16 protein-coding genes (1 of these 16 cut by a window edge) are annotated in these 16,110 nt (G+C 57.8%); all 16 read left to right on the top strand.

What is annotated here, in order from left to right:
- Nucleotides 1–38: 38 nt before the first annotated feature.
- On the top strand, nucleotides 39–1,160 hold the full coding sequence (gene rlmN, locus C8C93_RS03380) for a 23S rRNA (adenine(2503)-C(2))-methyltransferase RlmN (protein WP_121505919.1): 1,122 nt from the start codon (nucleotides 39–41) through the stop codon (nucleotides 1,158–1,160).
- Between the two features lie 36 nt (nucleotides 1,161–1,196).
- Nucleotides 1,197–2,030, top strand: a complete 834-nt coding sequence (pilW, locus tag C8C93_RS03385) for a type IV pilus biogenesis/stability protein PilW (protein ID WP_121505920.1) — start codon at nucleotides 1,197–1,199, stop codon at nucleotides 2,028–2,030.
- A gap of 64 nt (nucleotides 2,031–2,094) precedes the next feature.
- The gene (locus C8C93_RS03390; protein WP_233559232.1) at nucleotides 2,095–2,934 is read left to right on the top strand and encodes a RodZ domain-containing protein; all 840 of its coding nucleotides are present in this window, start codon (nucleotides 2,095–2,097) and stop codon (nucleotides 2,932–2,934) included.
- Nucleotides 2,935–2,954: 20 nt separating this feature from the next.
- Nucleotides 2,955–4,217, top strand: a complete 1,263-nt coding sequence (gene ispG / locus C8C93_RS03395) for a flavodoxin-dependent (E)-4-hydroxy-3-methylbut-2-enyl-diphosphate synthase (protein ID WP_199726978.1) — start codon at nucleotides 2,955–2,957, stop codon at nucleotides 4,215–4,217.
- A gap of 155 nt (nucleotides 4,218–4,372) precedes the next feature.
- Complete coding sequence (hisS, locus tag C8C93_RS03400) at nucleotides 4,373–5,638, top strand: histidine--tRNA ligase (protein ID WP_228899738.1); 1,266 nt, start codon at nucleotides 4,373–4,375, stop codon at nucleotides 5,636–5,638.
- A gap of 14 nt (nucleotides 5,639–5,652) precedes the next feature.
- Nucleotides 5,653–6,339 carry a tetratricopeptide repeat protein gene (locus C8C93_RS03405; RefSeq protein WP_121505922.1) on the top strand — a complete coding sequence of 229 codons (687 nt, stop codon included), beginning with the start codon at nucleotides 5,653–5,655 and terminating at the stop codon, nucleotides 6,337–6,339.
- Nucleotides 6,340–6,377: 38 nt separating this feature from the next.
- Complete coding sequence (bamB, locus tag C8C93_RS03410; protein ID WP_121505923.1) at nucleotides 6,378–7,508, top strand: outer membrane protein assembly factor BamB; 1,131 nt, start codon at nucleotides 6,378–6,380, stop codon at nucleotides 7,506–7,508.
- 13 nt (nucleotides 7,509–7,521) lie between these two features.
- Complete coding sequence (gene der, locus C8C93_RS03415) at nucleotides 7,522–8,865, top strand: ribosome biogenesis GTPase Der (RefSeq protein ID WP_121505924.1); 1,344 nt, start codon at nucleotides 7,522–7,524, stop codon at nucleotides 8,863–8,865.
- A 106-nt stretch (nucleotides 8,866–8,971) separates the two neighbouring features.
- The gene (hfq, locus tag C8C93_RS03420) at nucleotides 8,972–9,226 is read left to right on the top strand and encodes an RNA chaperone Hfq (RefSeq protein WP_010464175.1); all 255 of its coding nucleotides are present in this window, start codon (nucleotides 8,972–8,974) and stop codon (nucleotides 9,224–9,226) included.
- A gap of 69 nt (nucleotides 9,227–9,295) precedes the next feature.
- Nucleotides 9,296–10,462 (top strand): GTPase HflX, encoded by a 1,167-nt coding sequence (hflX, locus tag C8C93_RS03425; protein ID WP_121420597.1) that lies wholly within the window; start codon nucleotides 9,296–9,298, stop codon nucleotides 10,460–10,462.
- A gap of 54 nt (nucleotides 10,463–10,516) precedes the next feature.
- Nucleotides 10,517–11,893 carry an FtsH protease activity modulator HflK gene (gene hflK / locus C8C93_RS03430; protein WP_121505925.1) on the top strand — a complete coding sequence of 459 codons (1,377 nt, stop codon included), beginning with the start codon at nucleotides 10,517–10,519 and terminating at the stop codon, nucleotides 11,891–11,893.
- Nucleotides 11,894–11,902: 9 nt separating this feature from the next.
- Nucleotides 11,903–12,811: a protease modulator HflC gene (gene hflC, locus C8C93_RS03435; protein WP_055398652.1), complete on the top strand. Its 909-nt coding sequence runs from the start codon at nucleotides 11,903–11,905 to the stop codon at nucleotides 12,809–12,811.
- A 30-nt stretch (nucleotides 12,812–12,841) separates the two neighbouring features.
- Nucleotides 12,842–13,024, top strand: a complete 183-nt coding sequence (locus C8C93_RS03440; RefSeq protein ID WP_121505926.1) for a DUF2065 domain-containing protein — start codon at nucleotides 12,842–12,844, stop codon at nucleotides 13,022–13,024.
- A 90-nt stretch (nucleotides 13,025–13,114) separates the two neighbouring features.
- Nucleotides 13,115–14,263, top strand: a complete 1,149-nt coding sequence (locus C8C93_RS03445) for an ATP phosphoribosyltransferase regulatory subunit (protein WP_121420593.1) — start codon at nucleotides 13,115–13,117, stop codon at nucleotides 14,261–14,263.
- A gap of 27 nt (nucleotides 14,264–14,290) precedes the next feature.
- Nucleotides 14,291–15,667 carry an adenylosuccinate synthase gene (locus tag C8C93_RS03450; RefSeq protein WP_121505927.1) on the top strand — a complete coding sequence of 459 codons (1,377 nt, stop codon included), beginning with the start codon at nucleotides 14,291–14,293 and terminating at the stop codon, nucleotides 15,665–15,667.
- A gap of 57 nt (nucleotides 15,668–15,724) precedes the next feature.
- A protein-coding gene (locus tag C8C93_RS03455; protein ID WP_121420591.1) for a phosphoribosyltransferase crosses the window boundary here: on the top strand, nucleotides 15,725–16,110 show its 5' portion. The gene runs 139 nt beyond the window's last position; the window shows 386 of its 525 coding nt (coding positions 1–386); its start codon is at nucleotides 15,725–15,727; the stop codon falls past the right edge of the window.

Consider the following 16,110-nt stretch of genomic DNA (forward strand, 5'->3'; position numbering starts at 1 on the left):
GGGGACGACTGCGTTCGGCCCACCCCGGGGAGGGCGCAGTGACCACCAATCTTTTGGAATTTGATCTCGACGGTCTGGCGGCTTTCTGCCAGCAGTTGGGTGAAAAGCGGTTTCGCGCCACGCAGTTGTTTCGCTGGATTCATCAGCGCGGCGCCAGTGACTTTGACGCCATGAGTGATCTGGCAAAGGCCTTGCGCGACAAGCTCAAGGGCTGTGCTCGCGTCGAGGCCTTGCCCGTCATCTCCGAACATGTCTCCTCAGACGGCACGGTCAAGTGGCTGTTTGACGTGGGGGATGGCAATGCGGTCGAGGCGGTTTTTATTCCCGAAGATGATCGCGGAACCCTGTGTATATCCTCGCAGGCTGGCTGCGCTGTGGGTTGCCGCTTCTGTTCCACGGGGCACCAGGGCTTCAGCAGAAATCTCACCACAGGGGAGATCGTTGCACAGCTTTGGTTTGCTGAGCATTCCCTGCGCCAGCGCCTCCAATCTGAGGACCGCGTCATTTCGAACGTGGTGATGATGGGGATGGGGGAGCCGCTGCAGAACTACTCGGCCCTCGTTCCGGCCTTGCGCGTCATGCTGGACGACCATGGGTATGGTTTGTCACGCAGGCGGGTCACGGTTTCAACGTCGGGTGTGGTTCCGATGATGGACCGCTTGTCCGTGGATTGTCCTGTGGCTCTCGCGGTGTCTTTGCATGCGCCGAATGACCCCTTGCGCGACAACCTGGTGCCGCTGAACCGCAAGTATCCCATTGAAGAATTGCTGGCTGCCTGCAATCGATATCTGGCGCATGCGCCGCGCGACTTCATTACGTTTGAATACTGCATGCTCGATGGTGTCAATGATCAGGTTGAGCACGCACGGCAGCTGATCGAACTTGTCAAGCCCGCCCGTGGTGTGGGTGTGCGCTGCAAATTCAACCTGATTCCTTTCAATCCGTTTCCCGCGTCAGGGCTGTTGCGTTCGCCACAAAATCAGGTGCTGGCTTTCGCCAAAGTCTTGAGCGAAGCGGGTATCGTCACGACCGTGCGCAAGACCCGCGGAGATGACATCGACGCTGCGTGTGGTCAGCTCGCAGGCGATGTCAAGGACCGCACAAGGGCTGCCGAGCGCATGGCAAAGCAGCGGACAATCGTGCTCAAACCGGTGACTTGATCAACAAGCAATCGGCATACTTCAAGGAGGCTCTACATGGTGAGATTGGTTGGACGCTGGCAGCAATGGGGCCGCTGGACTCTCACGGCATGTGGCGTGGTGGCCTGCGTGGCAGCGCTTCAAGGGTGTGCAACCAATAGCGGCATGCAGACCGCCGACGCCAACGCGGGAATGATTACCCCGTCTGATGAGCCAGAGACGCGGCGTCGCGCCCGTATCCGTCTGGAGCTTGCTTCCAACTATTTTGAGAATGGTCAGACGGCCGTAGCGCTCGATGAAGTCAAGCAGGCGCTGGCAGCTGATCCCACCTACGCCGATGCCTTCAATCTTCGTGGCCTCATCTACATGAGGTTGAGCGATTTTGCCCAGGCGGACGACAGTTTTCGCCGAGCATTGGCGCTGCGGGGCGGGGATCCCAATCTGCTGCACAACTACGGTTGGTTGTTGTGCCAGCAGCAAAAGTACGCCGAGGCGAATCAGCACTTTGGTAGGGCTCTCGCAAATCCTGCATACACAGCACGCGGCAAGACCTTGATGGCCCAAGGCCTGTGCCAATCAGGCGCTGGCCAGTTTGCGGAGGCCGAGCAGTCGCTGCTGAAAGCTTATGAACTGGATGCGGCAAACCCTGTGGTCGGTTATCACCTCGCGGCGCTTTTGTTGCGTCGCAATGAATTGACCCGGTCTCAGTTCTATATCCGGCGGCTCAACAACAGCCAGTACGCCAATTCCGAGTCGTTGTGGCTGGGGATCAAGGTTGAGCGCGCTTTGGGTGATTCCGTGGCCATGAAGCAACTGGCTGATCAGTTGCGCAAGCGTTTCCCGGACTCACGGGAGTTGGGTGCATACGAGCGTGGGGCTTTCAATGAGTGAGGTTTTGGAAAGTGGTGGGGTGACAGCGGGTAGTTTGCTGAGGGAGGCGCGACAAGCGTCTGGTATGCACATCGCTGCTTTGGCAGTGGCGCTGAAAGTGCCTGTCAGCAAGCTGGAGGCGCTGGAGGCGGATAACTATGAGGCCCTGCCCGATACAGTGTTTGTGCGTGCGCTTGCCTCCAGCATGTGCAGAACGCTCAAGTTGGACCCCGCCCCCATTTTGTCGCTGTTGCCACAAAGTAAAAGCCCTCGCCTGGCTACAGACAGTGCGGGATTGAATGCTCCGGTGAAAGGCAGTATCGGGAAGTCGTCTTCCTCATCGGCGTCTTTTTCCTCAGGGTCCACCTCGCGGTCCGTAACGGTGGTGGTTTTGGCGCTGCTGGTGGGGGCACTGATCCTGGTCTTTTTCCCCAGGCAGCAGGACGGTGTAACGAGCCCGCTTGTTGCCCCCGCATCGATCCAACCGCCGGCTGATGTGGTCGAGCAGCAGGCCACCCCTGCTGTCACGGGTGCGTCGGATGCAATCCCCGCTGCTGCCCAGCGTATCCCCGACGTTTCTCTGCCGTCAGTGGCAGGTCGCACAGACGCGGCTCCCGCCGTTGCGGTTGCCGCTACTAACAACGCTGCATCAGCCCCAGTGGAGACGGCAAGCGCTACAACGCCACCGGTCGGCGCATTGGTGCTGCGCGCGCGCAGCGAATCCTGGGTGCAGGTGCGTGATTCCGCAGGCACCGTGGCGTTGCAAAGGAATCTCGCGGCGGGTGAGTCGGTGTCTGTCGCAGGCCAAATGCCGCTGGCCGTGGTGATTGGGCGTGCCGACGTGACAGAGGTATTCGTGCGCGGAAAGCCTTTTGACTTGACGCCTGTGTCCCGTGAGAACGTAGCTCGCTTCGAGGTGAAATGATGGAACGGTTACCTTGTGAGATGGAGCCCATTGCGGTGGCGTCCCCCTTGCCACGACGGTCCCGCCAAGCCAGGATTGTGTGGGGATCGCGCGTGGTGACCGTGGGCGGGGATGCTCCGGTGCGAGTGCAGTCCATGACCAACACAGACACCGTGGATGCCATTGGCACAGCCATTCAGGTCAAGGAACTGGCGCAGGCTGGCTCGGAGTTCGTCAGGATCACGGTGAACACCCCTGAGGCCGCAGCGGCAGTACCCTACATTCGTGAACAATTGGACCGTATGGGAGAAAGCGTCCCCTTGGTGGGGGACTTTCACTACAACGGGCACCGGCTTCTTACGGATTTTCCTGAGTGCGCACAGGCGCTCTCCAAGTACCGCATCAATCCCGGCAACGTAGGCAAGGGCGACAAGAGGGATCGGCAGTTCGGCCAGATGATCGATGCAGCCATTCGCTGGAACAAAGCCGTGCGTATTGGTGTGAATTGGGGCAGCCTTGACCAGGACTTGCTGGTTGATTTGATGGATGCCAACAGCCGCCGTGCTACTCCTTGGGAAGCACGCCAGGTGATGTACGAGGCGTTGATTACCTCGGCCATTGAATCTGCGCGCCGGGCCGAAGAAATGGGCCTTGATGGCAACCAAATCATCTTGTCCTGCAAAGTTAGCGGTGTGCAGGACCTGATTTCTGTGTACCGTGAACTGGCACGCCGCTGCGACTACCCTTTGCACCTGGGACTCACGGAAGCAGGCATGGGAACCAAAGGCACAGTAGCGTCGGCTGCTGCGTTGTCTGTGTTGCTGCAGGAAGGTATTGGTGACACCATTCGCGTGTCTCTGACGCCCCAGCCCGGTGAAGCGCGCACACAGGAGGTCGTGGTGGCCTCCGAGATACTGCAGGCTCTGGGCTTGCGTGTATTTGTTCCCAGTGTCACGGCGTGTCCTGGCTGTGGTCGCACTACCAGCACCACCTTCCAGGACCTCGCCAAGCAGATTGATGATTTTCTGCGTGCCCAGATGCCTGTATGGCGCGTTCGCTATCCTGGCGTCGAAAACTTGCGTGTTGCGGTGATGGGATGCATTGTCAATGGGCCTGGTGAGAGCAAGCACGCGGACATCGGCATCAGCCTGCCTGGTACGGGGGAGGCGCCAGCAGCCCCTGTGTTCATTGATGGCGAGAAGGCGATGACGCTGCGGGGTGACAACATCGCCCATGAATTCCACCAAATTGTCGAGCAGTACATCGAAAAGCGTTTTGGCGCCGCTGCTGTGACTTTGGCCTGAGCGTTGCTCGCCTTACCCTGATTGATACTGAGCCGCTATCTTGAGATAGTGGGTGATGTCCTTCGAATAGTTGCCAGATAGAGAAAAGAACAGTTGTGAGTAACGAAAAAAGCGCTTCGTCGACCAAGCCGGAAAAGCTGGTGGCCGTGAAAGGCATGAACGATATCCTGCCTCCTGAATCCGCCCGATGGGAGTGGCTGGAGTCCAAGGTCCGCACCCTTATGGCTCGATATGCCTATCGCAACATCCGTACGCCGATTGTTGAGCCCACGGCGCTGTTTGTTCGTGGCCTCGGTGAGGTCACGGACATCGTCGAAAAAGAGATGTACTCGTTCGAGGATCGTCTCAATGGCGAGCATCTCACTTTGCGTCCCGAAGCGACTGCAGGGGTGGTTCGCGCAGTTGCTGAGCATTCCATGCTGTATGACGGAGGCAAGCGCCTCTACTACATGGGGCCCATGTTCCGCCATGAGCGTCCGCAGCGCGGGCGGTATCGCCAGTTTCACCAGATTGGCGCTGAAGCGCTCGGCTTTCCTGGTGCGGAGGTCGATGCGGAGTTGATTCTTCTGGCCCACTCGCTGTGGCGCGAACTGGGGTTGCAGAACGTGCGCCTGGAACTGAACAGCCTGGGTGAACCGCATGAACGCAAGGCGCACCGAGCGGCGCTGATTTCGTACCTGGAACAGCATGTCGAGGTGCTGGATGAGGAGGCGCGTCGGCGTTTGCATAGCAATCCGTTGCGCATTCTGGATACCAAGAACCCCGCTATGCAGGCCGTGGTGGAGGCTGCGCCTCGATTGATTGATTTTCTGGGGCCAAAGTCGCTCGCGCACTTTGATGCAGTGAAGTCCATTCTGAGCGCCAATGATGTGGCCTGGACCGTGAACCCCCGGCTGGTTCGGGGCATGGACTACTACAACCTTACGGTCTTTGAGTTTGTCACTGATCAGCTGGGGTCGCAGGGCACCATTTGTGGCGGTGGTCGCTACGACTATCTGATAGAGCAGATCGGTGGCAAGGCAGCCCCGGCGGTGGGTTGGGCGTTAGGGGTTGAGCGTGTGCTTGAACTGCTCAAGGAGCAGACCAGCACGGTCTCAGCCCTTGTACCTGATGTCTATGCCGTGATCCCCTCTGTGGCGGCGCTGCCCGTGGCTGTGACCACCATCGAGCGCCTGCGACAGTTGGGCCTCAGTGTGCAGATGCATGCTGCGCCTGCAGGGGGCGAGGGTATGGGCAGCATGAAATCCCAATTCAAGAAGGCAGATGGGAGTGGCGCGCAGCATGCGCTGGTCTTTGGGGAGGATGAGCTGTCCCGGGGGATGGTTGTCGTCAAGTCATTGCGCGATGGTGTGGGTGCGCAGTCTGACCATCCGCTAGATTCCCTGGCCGATTGGGCCTCCAACCTACAATCCAACCGCTAAACAGAACACATTCCATGGCAAATCACCTTGATCTCGAAGAACAAGAGCAGCTTGATCAGCTCAAGCATTTCTGGAACACCTGGGGCACCCTCATCAGCTCCGTGCTGATTTTGGTGGCAGGCTCCTTGGTCGCCTGGAACGGATACCAGTATTGGCAGAACCGGCAGGCGAGCCAGGCCGCAGCGCTCTACGATGCTGTAGACGTGGCTGCCCGAGCGGGTGACCAGGCGCGCATGGCTCAGGCGTTTGCCGACCTCAAGGCCAAGTATGCGGGCACTACCCAGGCCAGTCAGGCGGGGCTTGCATTGGCCAAGACCATGGTTGAGGCAGGCAATGCTGATGGCGCCAAGGAGGCGCTTGCCTGGGTGGCTGCGCAGTCGGGAGATGATGGTCTCAAGGCATTGGCCAAGGTCCGCTTGGCCAGCGTGCTGATGGATCAAAAAAACTACGACGACGCCCTCAAGCAGTTGTCTGGAAGCGCTCCTTTGGAGTTTGAAGCGGTCTTTGCGGATCGTAAGGGAGACATTTATCTGCTGCAGGATAAGCGTGCGGAAGCTATTGCGGAGTATTCCAAGGCCTATAAGTCCTTCGAGGAGGGGGTGGAGTACCGTCGTCTTGTGGAGGTAAAGCTCGGTGCTCTGGGTGTTTCTCCACAAGGTGTTGCAGTAGCTGCCGCCGGATCCATTGATGGGGTGAAATAGCCATGGCATTCATATGTGGAGACGGCGCAAAGGGCAGAATGTTCGGCCTGCGGTGCATTTCTTCAGCGGTTCTGGTTGCCACATTGGCTGGATGCTCGCTGTGGAACAGCGGGAGCTCCAAGCCGATGCCGGCAGATCTGGGGGCCAATGTTGCGGTGCTGGGTGTGCGGCAGGCTTGGACTGCGCGCATTGGCAGCGTTGCTGGATTGCCGCTTGATGTCCATTCCGCAGGCAATGTGGTGACTGTTGCCTCCTCCGACGGGGTTGTGGCGGCCATCGATGCCCGAACCGGTGGCGACGTTTGGCGTTTAGCGCTTTCAGAGCCTTTGTCTTCGGGGGTAGGTAGCGACGGAAAATCGGCTGCGGTTGTTTCCCGCAGCAACACCTTGATCGTTCTGGATGCTGGCCGCGAGCGGTGGCGCCAATCATTGGCTGCGCAAGTATTCACCCCCCCGCTCGTTGCGGGTGGGCGTGTATTTGTGCTTTCGGCCGATCGTTCTTTGGCGGCATTTGATGCGGTGTCGGGCCGCAAACTCTGGAGTCAGCAGCGCCCCGGTGAGCCTCTGGTTTTGCGCCAGGCGGGCGTTTTGCTGGCTGTTGGAGATACCTTGGTTGCGGGGTTTTCCGGCCGTGTCGTAGGTCTGAATCCAGACAATGGCAGCGTTCGTTGGGAGGCTCCTTTGGCAAGTGCGCGGGGAACCAACGATGTTGAGAGACTGGTGGAGTTGGTTGGGCGTACTAGCAGAGTAGGTGATTCCATCTGTGCACGTGCCTTCCAGACGGCTGTGGGTTGTGTCAATGCTGCCAGAGGCGCAGTGACTTGGACGCAACCCGCCAGTGGTGCCGATGGCGTGCATGGAGACGGGGAGGCTCTGTTCGGTGCTGAGGGCAATGGCACGGTCATGGCGTGGCGTCGCAGCGATGGTTCGCGTCTGTGGGCCACCGACAGGCTCAAACACCGCAAACTGACGGCGCCCTTGTTGTTGGGCCGCTCCGTCGTAGTCGGGGACGACACAGGCCTCGTTCACCTGCTATCCCGCACGGATGGTTCTCCGCTCAACCGCATCGCCACGGACGGATCTGGCATCGCCGCAGCACCCGCTGTGGCCGCAGATACGTTGGTGGTGGTTACTCGCAATGGTGGTGTCTACGGATTCCGTCCAGATTGATGGATTTTATTTAATGAAGCCAGTTATCGCCCTCGTGGGGCGTCCGAATGTCGGCAAGTCCACGCTCTTCAACCGCCTGACCAAGTCCCGCGACGCCATTGTTGCGGACTTTGCAGGGCTTACGCGTGACCGGCATTACGGCAATGGCAAGCAGGGCAAGCACGAGTACATCGTGATCGATACCGGCGGTTTTGAGCCTGATGCATCGAGCGGAATTTACAAGGAAATGGCCAAGCAGACGCAGCAGGCCGTTGCCGAAGCTGATGTGGTCATTTTTGTGGTGGATGCGCGCGCAGGTGTATCTGCGCAAGACCATGACATCGCGAATTACTTGCGCCGCCTTGGTAAACCTTGTGTACTTGTTGCCAACAAGGCAGAAGGCATGCTGGAAGGCGTGCAACTCGCCGAGTTCTATGAGCTGGGTCTGGGCGAGGTTTACCCTGTGTCTGCTGCCCATGGGCAGGGTATCCGAAGCCTGGTGGAGATTGCGCTGGAGCCGCTTCAGCTTCCTGACCCTGACGACTCTGATGTTGAATCTGACAAAGGCATCATCAAACTTGCTGTGGCAGGTCGGCCGAATGTTGGCAAATCGACGCTGATCAACACCTGGCTCGGCGAAGAGCGTCTGGTTGCGTTTGATATGCCGGGAACGACCCGTGATGCGATCACGGTACCCTTCGAACGCAATGGGCAGCGCTTTGAATTGGTGGATACGGCGGGATTGCGCCGCAAGGGAAAAGTTTTCGAGGCGATAGAGAAATTCTCGGTCGTCAAGACGCTCCAAGCCATTGAATCGGCCAATGTGGTGCTGCTGTTGCTCGACGCTACCCAGGGTGTCACTGATCAGGATGCGCACATTGCGGGGTACATCTTGGAGAGCGGGAGAGCCGTGGTTGTTGCGGTTAACAAGTGGGATGCCGTTGATGACTACCAGCGTCAGTTGCTGGAGCGGTCTATCGAGACCCGGCTCGCATTTCTGAAATTTGCGTCCTTGCATTTCATTTCTGCAAAAAAACGGCAGGGTTTGGGGCCGGTGTGGGCATCGATTGCCCAAGCCCACAAGGCGGCAACCTGCAAGATGTCAACGCCAGTATTGACGCGCCTGTTGCTAGAAGCTGTTCAATTTCAGAGTCCGAAACGCGCAGGCATGTTCCGGCCAAAGCTGCGATATGCCCATCAGGGGGGCATGAATCCCCCGGTGATCATCATCCATGGTAATTCGTTGGAACACGTCACAGATGCCTACAAGCGCTTTCTGGAGGGCCGCTTCCGCAAAGAATTCGACTTGGTGGGTACACCGCTCCGGATAGAGATGAAGACATCGCACAACCCTTTCGCTGATAAAGAGGAAGCCTAAGTCAAAGGCTGGGTTCCCAAAGGGCCATGCATCCTGAGGCGGGGTTGTGCTCCGTGCTGTGGTAAGGTGCTGGTTTACAACAACATTTTTGAACACGGAGAATATCGTGAGCAACAAAGGCCAGCTTTTGCAAGACCCCTTCCTCAACGCTTTGCGTCGGGAGCATGTTCCTGTTTCCATCTATCTCGTGAACGGAATCAAACTGCAGGGGCAGATCGAATCGTTTGATCAGTACGTGGTGTTGCTGCGCAATACAGTCACCCAGATGGTCTACAAGCATGCCATTTCCACCATCGTGCCGGGCCGCGCGGTCAACTTCTCTACTGCCGACACCTCTGATGCAGATAGCAACAACGCTTAAGTTGTTGTTTGTGTTGCCGTTTTCGCGTCTTGCCCTGATCGGGCGAGGCGGCAATCTACTTTGCAATCGATGACCGCTTCGTCGGGAGATGGCACCCCGGTGCTTCTGGTTGGGGTTGATTTTGGTCTTCCTCACTTCGACGCCGATCTCGAAGAATTGGGATTGCTTGCCCAGACAGCTGGTATGAAGCCTGTCGCCCGCTTGACGTGCAAACGCAAGGCGCCGGATGCGGCCTTGTTTATTGGTAGTGGCAAGGCGGATGAAATCCGTACGTTGGCACAAATGCATGGCGCGGCGGAAGTCTTGTTCGATCAGTCGCTCAGTCCGGCGCAGCAGCGAAACCTCGAGCGTCACCTTGAGCTTCCAGTCAATGACCGAACGTTGTTGATCTTGGAAATCTTCGCGCAACGTGCCCGCAGCCACGAGGGCAAACTCCAGGTGGAGTTGGCAAGATTGCAGTATCTCAGCACCCGCCTTGTGCGCCGCTGGTCGCATCTCGAGCGCCAGACAGGGGGCATTGGTGCGCGCGGCGGCCCGGGTGAAAAACAGATTGAACTGGATCGTCGGATGATTGGCGACGCTGTCAAGCGCACGCGTGAGCGCCTCGTGAAGGTCAAGCGCCAGCGGACCACCCAGAGAAGGCAGCGTGAGCGACGCGATACGTTCAATATTTCATTGGTGGGGTACACCAACGCTGGTAAGTCCACGCTCTTTAATGCGCTGGTGAAGGCTCGCGCCTACGCTGCAGACCAATTGTTTGCAACACTGGACACCACAACACGGCAACTCTATTTGGGCGATGCTGGGCGATCGGTATCCCTCTCGGATACCGTAGGGTTTATTCGGGACCTTCCTCATGGCTTGGTGGATGCATTCCAGGCAACGTTGCAAGAGGCCATTGATGCGGACCTTTTACTCCACGTAGTGGATGCCTCCAATCCGGGCTTTCCTGAGCAAATGGCTCAGGTTCAAAAGGTCTTGAACGAGATTGGTGCAGCTGACATCCCCCAGATACTTGTGTTCAACAAGTTGGATTCTCTACAGGCTGAGCAGCGCCCCCCGCTTCTTGAAGACCAGTACGACGTGGATGGGCATGTCTTCCCGCGTTTGTTCGTGAGTGCTCGTTCTGGTGAGGGGTTGGATGCCCTGCGCCATGCGCTCTCGCTAAGGGTACTTGCCGCTCAAAAATGCATGACCCCTGATGCCGCCATTGAATTGCCAGGGGCCGCGCCCTGATTGGGCACAATGCCAGCATTACCAATGCCATCCAGAGAACCAGAGACTTTGCGCATGAATTTTCAAAATCGCACCCTACGCTGGGCTTCGCTGCCAGAACGTATTCGGGGCATGTTCAATCTGAATGACCCTCGGTGGGGGCGCGGCGACGATAACAAGGCAGACGACGGTTCACGTCCGGAGGAGCGTCCTGCTGCGCCTCCTCCAGCCGGAAATCGGGGCGGCGATCAGCGGCCTGGCAATGGACAGCCGCCCGACCTTGATGAACTTTGGCGCGACCTCAACAAGAAGCTCGGAGGTTTTTTTGGCTCCAAGAACGGCGGTGGCCGTGGTCCGGGCAACGGTGGTAGTTCGGGGGGGGGCTTCCAGCCAGATATGAAGAGCGCTGGTGTGGGCGTGGGGCTGATCGCTGGGATCGTCTTTGTGATCTGGATGGGAACAGGATTTTTTATTGTTCAGGAAGGTCAGCAGGCGGTCATTACCCAGTTCGGCAAGTACAAAAGCACCGTGGGTGCAGGTTTTAACTGGCGTTTGCCTTACCCCATCGAGCGCCACGAACTGGTATTTGTCACCCAGATTCGGTCTGCCGATGTGGGGCGAGACAGCATCATCAAGAGCACAGGTCTGCGTGAGTCGGCCATGCTCACAGAAGATGAAAATATCGTCGAGATCAAGTTCGCGGTCCAGTACCGCTTGAGTGACGCCCGCGCGTGGCTGTTTGAAAGCAAGAACCCTTCGGATGCGGTGGTGCAAGCTGCGGAGACGGCAGTTCGGGAGGTGGTCGGGAAGATGCGCATGGATACGGCATTGGCCGAAGAGCGTGATCAGATCGCTCCCCGTGTCCGCACACTCATGCAAACCATCTTGGATCGCTACAAGGTAGGTGTCGAGGTGGTGGGTATCAATCTGCAGCAAGGTGGTGTCCGTCCACCTGAGCAGGTGCAGGCCTCCTTTGACGATGTCCTCAAAGCGGGGCAGGAGCGTGAGCGGGCCAAGAATGAAGCCCAAGCCTATGCCAACGATGTGATTCCACGTGCAGTGGGGTCCGCATCGCGCTTGAACGAGGAAGCAGCAGCCTACAAAGCTCGGATTGTTGCCCAGGCACAAGGTGATGCCCAGCGGTTTTCTTCGATTCTGGCAGAGTATCAGAAGGCACCACAGGTGACCCGCGACCGCATGTATCTGGAGGCGATGCAGCAGATTTATGGCAACGTAACCAAGGTGCTGGTTGAATCACGGCAGGGTTCCAACCTGTTGTATTTGCCACTGGACAAGATCATGCAAAGTGTTGCCAGCGGGGGAGGTGCATCGGATGCTCCCGCTGCAAATACGACGGCCCCCGTTGCAGTGCCGGCAGCCCCTTCGACCACTTTTTCGAATGACCCCCGCGCGCGTGACAGCAGTCGCACACGTGATCGTGAATCTCGCTAGGAGCAACTCGTGAACAGAGTCGGATTTATTGCATCTACCCTCTTGGTGGTGCTGGCCCTGATGAGCTCCATGCTTTTTGTGGTGGACCAGCGCCAGTTTGGTGTGCTTTACGCCCTGGGGCAGATCAAGGAAGTGATCACAGAGCCAGGCTTGAATTTCAAGCTGCCCCCGCCTTTTCAAAACGTGTCGTACATCGACAAACGCCTTTTGACACTGGATAGCAGTGACACGGAACCCATGTTGACTGCGGAGAAGCAACGGGTGGTCATCGACTGGTATGTGCGGTGGCGTATCTCCGAGCCAACGGAGTACATCCGCAACGTTGGACTGGATGAGAGTGCCGGAGCGATGCAACTCAATCGCGTGGTGCGCAATGCTTTCCAGGAGGAAATCAACAAGCGCACCGTCAAGGAGCTTCTTTCCCTGAAGCGGGAAGCACTGATGGCGGATGTGAAGCGTGAAGTGCTGGAGACCGTTCGTGGCGCTAAGCCGTGGGGTGTGGATGTTGTCGATGTTCGCATTACCCGCGTCGATTACGTGGAGGCGATTACGGAATCGGTGTATCGGCGCATGGAGGCCGAGCGCAAACGCGTGGCCAATGAACTCCGTTCTACGGGTGCGGCGGAAGGTGAAAAAATTCGTGCTGATGCAGACCGCCAGCGTGAGATCACTATTGCCAATGCCTACAGGGATGCTCAGAAGATCAAAGGCGAAGGTGACGCCGAAGCCGCGCGCATTTATGCCGAGGCGTTTGGGCGGGATCCGCAGTTTGCGCAGTTCTACCGGAGCCTGGAAGCCTACAAATCCAGCTTCAACAAGAAGAGCGATGTAATGGTTCTGGACCCCTCGTCATCAGAGTTTTTCAAGACATTCCGAGGTGGAAACTCTGCGGCTATGCCTGCAGCACCCCGGAAGTAGCCCCCTACTGATTTTCGACATCCTGCCGCTGTGGGTTCGGAAAGCCTCTGGGCAGCGCTCGCCTTGGTGCTGGTGATTGAGGGACTACTGCCATTTCTTTCGCCTCAGAGTTGGCGACGTGCAGTCGCTCAGATTGCGCTGCTGCAGGATGGCCAGATTCGGTTTTTCGGTTTGCTGGCAATCGTTGCTGGCGTGGTGATGCTCTGGTTCTGAACAGCGCCAGAGCCGGTAGCGGGTGGAGTCTCTCTGGGCTCTTCGCCGCTCCCGGTAGAATCACGGTTTTAACAGCCTCCCCTTTTTTCCATGTCTGCTTGGGTCCTTCCGGATCACATTGCCGATGTCTTGCCGTCCGAAGCACGGCACATCGAAGAATTGCGTCGCGGGCTGCTTGATACAGCCCGCTGCTACGGCTATGAGCTGGTCATGCCCCCGTTGCTGGAGCATCTTGAATCCCTGCTGACAGGTACGGGAGAGGCCCTCGATCTCCAGACCTTCAAGCTCGTGGACCAGCTCTCAGGGCGATCCATGGGGCTTCGAGCGGACACTACCCCCCAGGTCGCTCGAATTGACGCGCATTTGCTCAATCGCAAGGGCGTGACTCGCCTCTGCTATTGCGGGCCAGTGTTGCATACCCGGCCTGATCGTCCGCATGCCACCCGCGAGCCGCTCCAGTTCGGCGCAGAAATCTTCGGACATGCGGGGCTGGAGGCTGATCTTGAGGCGTTGCAGCTCGCCCGGGAATGCTTGCGCATTGCAAATGTGCCCAGCACCACGATTGATCTGGCGGATGTGCGCATCGTGCGCAATCTTCTGGCGGGCGTGTCCGTGAATGCCCAGGTGTTGAGCGGTATCCATGCGGCACTGGCAGCCAAGGACGCGGCTGAACTCGCGGCACTGACCCGAGATTTCCCTGTGGAGTCGCGCGAGGGTTTGTTGGCGTTGCTTCAGCTCTACGGTGATCAGGGTGTGTTGATTGAAGCTAAAAAAGCCTTCCAGCGCTTTCCTGGCATATCTCAAGTGCTATCAAATTTGAATTGGCTGGCATCCCGCCTTGAGGGGGCTGCTGTCACTTTTGATCTGGCCGATCTGCGTGGCTATGCCTACTACAGCGGTGCGCGTTTTGCGATCTATGCCCCGGGCGCAAGCGATGCGCTCGTTCGGGGTGGCCGTTATGACGAGGTGGGGGCTGTGTTCGGCCGCAATCGTCCCGCAGCGGGATTTAGCCTGGATATCAAGCAGGTAGTGGGCGTGGTCTCTCCACGGGCATTGAAAGCTGCTATCCGTGCTCCCTGGGGAGAGTCGGATGAAGTGAATGCAGCCATCGCGGAACTCCGCACGTCTGGTGAGACGGTGGTCTGTGTTTTGCCGGGGCATGAGAGCGAAGTGGACGAGTTCCACTGTGATCGAGAACTGGTGCAGATTGCGGGCCGTTGGGTCGTGCAGGCTGTTTAAGCAATTGATAATTGAATTGGGTTTGAGATGAAAGCAACCAAAGGTCGCAACGTAGTGGTGGTCGGAACCCAATGGGGTGACGAAGGCAAGGGCAAGCTGGTTGATTGGCTGACCGAAAGTGCACAAGGTGTCGTCCGTTTTCAAGGTGGGCACAACGCGGGCCACACACTGGTCATCAATGGCGTCAAGACGGCGCTGCACCTGATCCCTAGTGGCATCATGCGCCCAGGCGTCAAGTGCTACATCGGCAATGGTGTTGTCTTGTCGGCAGCCAAGCTGTTTGAGGAAATCGAAGGCCTTGAAAAAGCGGGCGTCGAAGTGCGTTCACGCTTGCGAATCAGCGAAGCTTGCCCGCTGATTCTTCCGTTCCATGCAGCCATTGATGTGGCGCGTGAAGCTGCACGTGAACAGGGTGGAACGGAAAAAATCGGAACTACTGGTCGCGGTATTGGTCCCGCGTATGAAGACAAGATTGCCCGTCGTGCCCTGCGGGTGCAAGACTTGAAGTACCCCGAGCGGTTTGCTGCCAAGCTTCGTGAATTGCTGGATCTGCATAACCATATCCTTACGACCTATTTGCGCTCGGGCACCTTTGCGTTTGGTGATGCACTCAAGCCTTATATCGAGGACGGCAAAGTTCAGTTCGATGTGGTGTATGCAGAAGCGATGCGGCATGCAGAGTTGCTCAAGCCCATGATGGCTGATGTATCGCGCGAGCTCAACGACGCCCATCGAGATGGTGCCAATCTTCTGTTTGAGGGCGCACAAGGTACGCTGCTAGATGTGGATCATGGGACCTACCCCTATGTCACATCGAGCAATTGTGTAGCCGGGAACGCAGCGGCGGGCTCGGGCGTCGGTCCCGGCATGTTGCACTACATACTCGGTATTACCAAAGCGTATTGCACTCGCGTCGGCGGCGGTCCTTTCCCGACGGAGCTGGACTGGGAAGTGCCTGGTACGCCTGGGTATCACATGAGCACGGTGGGCGCTGAGAAGGGGGTGACCACGGGGCGTAGTCGTCGATGCGGCTGGTTCGATGCCGCGCTGCTCAAGCGTAGCGCTCAGGTCAATGGCCTTTCCGGTTTGTGTATCACCAAACTGGATGTTCTGGACGGGCTGGAAGAACTATTGCTCTGCACCGGGTATGAACTCGACGGTGAGCACATCGATCTTCTGCCCATGGGCGCGGAAGATATCGCGCGCTGCAAGCCTATCTATGAGACATTGCCAGGCTGGAGTGAGTCCACCGTTGGCGTGACGGACTATGTCAAATTGCCACAGAGCGCTCGCCGTTATCTGGAGCGTATTGAACAGGTTACGGGTGTGCCTATCGATATGATCTCCACGAGCCCCGACCGTGATCACACCATCATGATGCGTCACCCTTATGTCGCTGGTTGATCATTTGAAATTGCCAGTGACTTCCGCACCCACAGCTATCTATCCAGGAGCTACTGCATGTTGACCGAAGACGGCAAACACCTTTACGTCAGCTATGACGAGTACCACAGTCTTATTGAGAAGTTGGCGCTCAAGGTGCACCAATCGGGCTGGGCGTTCGACACGATCCTGTGCCTTGCCCGGGGAGGTTTGCGTCCTGGCGATATTCTGAGCCGCATCTTTGACAAGCCTCTGGCCATCATGTCCACAAGTTCTTACCGTGCCGAGGCTGGAACGGTGCAGGGGCATCTGGATATCGCGCGGTTCATCACGACGCCCAAAGGTGAGATCGCAGGCAAGGTGCTACTGGTGGATGACCTTGCGGACTCGGGTCACACCTTGCATGCGGTGATCAACATGTTGAAGACCAACTATGCACCCATCACCGAGCTGCGCAGCGCTGT

Source organism: Acidovorax sp. 93 (genome assembly GCF_003633835.1).
GTDB lineage: Bacteria > Pseudomonadota > Gammaproteobacteria > Burkholderiales > Burkholderiaceae_C > Acidovorax > Acidovorax facilis.